Annotated in this window: 4 protein-coding genes and 1 pseudogene; 3 read left to right on the top strand and 2 right to left on the bottom strand. The window is 70.9% G+C overall.

What is annotated here, in order from left to right; all coding sequences use genetic code 11:
• Both GKQ77_RS29665 and GKQ77_RS29660 read left to right on the top strand, forming a co-directional pair.
• Nucleotides 1–208, top strand: a pseudogene (locus GKQ77_RS29665) (GNAT family N-acetyltransferase); the annotation flags it as partial.
• Nucleotides 209–210: 2 nt separating this feature from the next.
• Nucleotides 211–1101, top strand: a complete 891-nt coding sequence (locus tag GKQ77_RS29660) for a lysophospholipid acyltransferase family protein (protein WP_219692203.1) — start codon at nt 211–213, stop codon at nt 1099–1101.
• Here the strand turns inward: GKQ77_RS29660 and GKQ77_RS29655 are convergent.
• Nucleotides 1005–2060, bottom strand: a complete 1056-nt coding sequence (locus tag GKQ77_RS29655) for a chitinase (RefSeq protein ID WP_219692204.1) — start codon at nt 2058–2060, stop codon at nt 1005–1007. The two genes, GKQ77_RS29660 and GKQ77_RS29655, sit on opposite strands and share 97 nt — an antisense overlap.
• 163 nt (nt 2061–2223) lie before the next feature.
• Entirely contained in the window at nt 2224–2679 is a 456-nt protein-coding gene (locus GKQ77_RS29650) for an Lrp/AsnC family transcriptional regulator (RefSeq protein ID WP_219692202.1), read from the bottom strand.
• Nucleotides 2680–2820: 141 nt separating this feature from the next.
• Between GKQ77_RS29650 and GKQ77_RS29645 the strand changes: the two genes are divergently transcribed.
• Nucleotides 2821–3659: asparaginase (locus tag GKQ77_RS29645; RefSeq protein ID WP_219692201.1), on the top strand; the 839-nt coding region annotated here is incomplete at its 3' end.

Raw genomic sequence — 3659 nt, 5'->3', positions numbered from 1 at the left:
CTGGACCCCCACGGCGCCCGCCCCGGAGCGCCCCACCTACGCCGACCTGCCGCCTCTGCTGCGCGGCTACCTCCGTCTCGGCGCGTGGATGTGCGGCGCCCCCGCGCACGACCCGGAGTTCGACGTCGCGGACTTCTTCGTGCTGCTCGACACGGAACGGCTCAGCGCACGGCACCGCCGCTACTTCCTCGGCGAGGACGGGCGATGACGATGAGTGCGTCGAGTCCGTGGGCGGTCGACCGCGGCTGCCCCGCGAGCTGCGCCGCCGACCCGGAACCGCGTGTCCCACTGGGCGAACTCGCCCGCCGGTACGCCGCGTTGACGTACACCCTCACCCGGGCCGCCGCGCGGGGCGACCGGCTCGCCGACCCCCGGATCCTGCGTGGCGAGGCGCGGGCGGCGCTCGGCGCGCTCGGGGTGCGTCTGGAGGCGGGTCACCCCGAGCGGCTGAGCGCGGGGGGCGGCGGCGTGGGCACGCTCGTCGTGGCCAATCACATCTCCTGGCTCGACGCCGTCGCGCTGCTCGCCGTCGAGCCGGTGAGCGTCCTCGCCAAACGGGAGGTGGGCCAGTGGCCGGTGATCGGCACGCTGGCCCGGCGGGCGGGGACTCGGTTCATCGACAGGGGTGGTAGCCTTCGCCAACTCCCGCATGTGGTGAGGGAGTTGGCGGGGGTTTTGCGTGGTGGTACGTCCGTTCTCGTCTTTCCGCAGGCGACTACCTGGTGTTCCGCCGGGGGCGGACGCTTCCGGCGGGCCGTCTTCCAGGCCGCCGCCGACGCGGGCGCGCCCGTGAGGCCGGTGACGGTCGCCTACCGTCAGGGCGGTGCCCCGAGCGCCGCGGCCGCCTTCCTCGGCGACGAGGAGTTCACCGCCTCGCTGCGCCGCGTGGCCGCCGCCCGCGGACTGACCGTCCGGATCGCGGCGCACGCCCCGCTGCGGGGCACGGACCGGCGGGAGCTGGCCGCCGCCGCGCACCGCTCGGTGGCGGGGGCGGCCGACACGGTCTACGTCAACCGTTTGAAGTTGTCCCCGAACGTCCACCCCTTCGACCCGTCCCAGTTGATGGACCACGTCATGAGCCCCTTCAGGGCGCCGTTGTAGTGGTTCCACGCCTGGGCCACGAGACTCGGTGACATGTAGCCGCCGCCCGCGCCCGGCTGGGCGGGCAGGCCGGGGACCTGCTTGTCGTAGGGGACCTTGATGGTCGTGCCCTGGATGACCAGGCCCTTGTCGAGGCAGTCGGTCTGCTTGGTGAAGCCCTGGACGGTGCCCGCCGGGTAGGAGTCGCCGGAGCAGCCGTACATGCTGCCGTTGTAGTACTGCATGTTGAGCCACCACAGGCGGCCGTTGTCCGCGTACTTCTTGATGATGGGCAGATACGCGCCCCAGATCGAGCCGTAGGTGACACTGCCTCCGGTGACGTACGCCGTCTCCGGGGCCATCGTCAGCCCGAAGTTCGCGGGCATCCGCGCGAGGACGCCGTCGATGATGCGGACGAGGTTGGCCTGGGAGGGGGAGAGCTGGTTGATGTTGCCGCTGCCCACGAGGCCGGTCTCGATGTCGATGTCGATGCCGTCGAAGTTGTACTTCTTCAGGATCGGCACGATCGTCTCGACGAAGCGGTCGGCGACCCGGCTCGAACTCAAGTCGATGCCGGCCGTGGCGCCGCCGATGGACATGAGGATCGTGGCGCCGTCCGCCTTGGCCTGGCACATCTCGGCGGGGGTCGCGACCTTCACCGTCGAGTCCATCCCGTCCTCCCACAGGACCGTGCCGTCGGAGCGGATCACGGGGAAGGCGGCGTTGATCACGTTGTAGCCGTGCTGGCGGATGCGGGAGTCGGTGATCGGGGTCCAGCCGAAGGGCGGATGGACTCCGTTGGCGGCGCCGTCCCAGTTCTCCCAGTAGCCCTGGAGTACCTTGCCCGTGGGCTTCGACTTGACCGCGCAGGTGTCGGCGAGGGGAGTGGAGGGGGTGGAGGGAGCCGCCGCGGCGGCCGGCAGTTGTACGGCGCAGGCCACTGCCAGGGCGGTCCCCAGCAGGCGTAACGTCCGACCGATCACGCTGTGCTCCTTGGGTGCGAGGGGGGAGAAGGAGGGAGGAGGCGTGCGTGGTGCGTTGCGTCACGCTAGGAAGGACTGGACCAGCCGTCAATAGGTCTGTACCAAAGAGGTGCGGGGGTTCGGGTTCGCGCCCGGCGCCGCCCCCGTGACGGGTCGGCCGTCAGCCGTCCACCGGCAGGCCCCTCGGCTCCTTGATCCGCTTCATGATGATCTGCGAGTTGACCTCCGTGACGCCCGCCAGCGCCGTCAACCGCTCGATCCACAGGCGCTCGTACGCCGCGAGGTCCGCGACGGCGATGCGCAGCAGACAGCCGGGGCTGCCGAACAGGCGGTACGCCTCGATGACGTCCGGGATGTCCTGGAGCGCCGCCTCGAACGCCTCGACCGTCGCCCGGTCGCGCCGCACCTCGATGGAGACGAGCACCTCGAAGCCCCGGCCGAGCGCCTCCGGGTCGACCACCGCGCGATACCCCTGGATCACGCCGTCCAGCTCCAGCTGGCGTACGCGCCGCATGCACGGGGACGCGCTGAGGCCGACCCGCTGGGCCAGCTCCTGATTGGTCAGCCGCCCGTCGTTCTGAAGCTCGCGCAAGATACTGCGATCGATATCGTCCATGGCGCAATTATCCACCTCTTGTGTTGCGTGGAGGGTGGATTTAGGCAAGCACATTGCGCGGTGTTCGATCTATCGTTGCGTGGAGGTCGGCCACCGCTCGGGGGGCTGTAGAACCTCTTGATTCCTGGGAGGTACGCAGACGTGGAAGCGCAGGCGCGAAGGATCGTCGTCATCAGCACCGGCGGGACGATCGCCAGCCGCTGGCAGGGGACCGGCTTCGCCGCCGACGCCCCCGGCCGCGAGGTCATGGCCACGGCCGCGATACCCCACGGCATCACCTCCGAGGTCATCGACCTCTTCAACGTGAACAGCCCGCGGCTGACCTCCGCCCAGCAGCTCACCCTGCTGCACACCGTGCACGAGGTGCTCGCCGACCCCGGAGTCGACGGCATCGTCGTCACCCACGGCACGGACACCCTCGAGGAGTCCGCCTTCCTCCTCGACGTGCACCACCACGACCCCCGCCCGGTCGTCCTCACCGGCGCGCAGAAGCCGCTCGGTGCCGAGGACGGCGACGGGCCCGGCAATCTGTATGACGCGCTGCTGACCGCGGCGACCGTGCGCGACCTCGGTGTGCTGGTCGTCTTCGACGGCAAGGTGCACGCCGCGCGCGGCACCATGAAGACCCAGACCCTCGCCGCCGACGCCTTCGCCGACCCCTCCGGGCCGCCCGTCGGCAAGGTCGGCTTCGGCAAGGTCTCGATAGCGCACCGCCCCGAGCGGCCCGAACCGCTGCCGTTGCCCGCCGCCTCCGCCTCGCTGCCCCGCGTCGACATGGTCATGCACCACGTCGACGCCGACCCGCTGTTCGTGGAGACGGCGGTCGGCGCGGGGGCCCAGGGCATCGTGCTCGTCGCCACCGGTGCGGGCAACGCGACGCCGGAGTTCGTCGCCGCCGTCGCGGATGCCGTCGAGCGGGGTGTTCTCGTGGCGCTCACCACGCGTGTGCCTGCGGGGCCCGTCACCGAGATCTACACGCA

It is taken from the genome of Streptomyces anatolicus, from assembly GCF_019400875.1.
GTDB lineage: Bacteria > Actinomycetota > Actinomycetes > Streptomycetales > Streptomycetaceae > Streptomyces > Streptomyces anatolicus.
The sequence above is the reverse complement of the archived record's forward strand: the minus strand, read 5'-3'. Positions and strand labels throughout refer to the sequence as shown.

Excerpts from the sequence above, each read along its gene's own strand:
- GKQ77_RS29660 (WP_219692203.1), top strand. The coding sequence starts at position 211 with ATGAGTGCGTCGAGTCCGTGGGCGGTCGACCGCGGCTGCCCCGCGAGC.
- GKQ77_RS29650 (WP_219692202.1), bottom strand. The coding sequence starts at position 2,679 with ATGGACGATATCGATCGCAGTATCTTGCGCGAGCTTCAGAACGACGGG.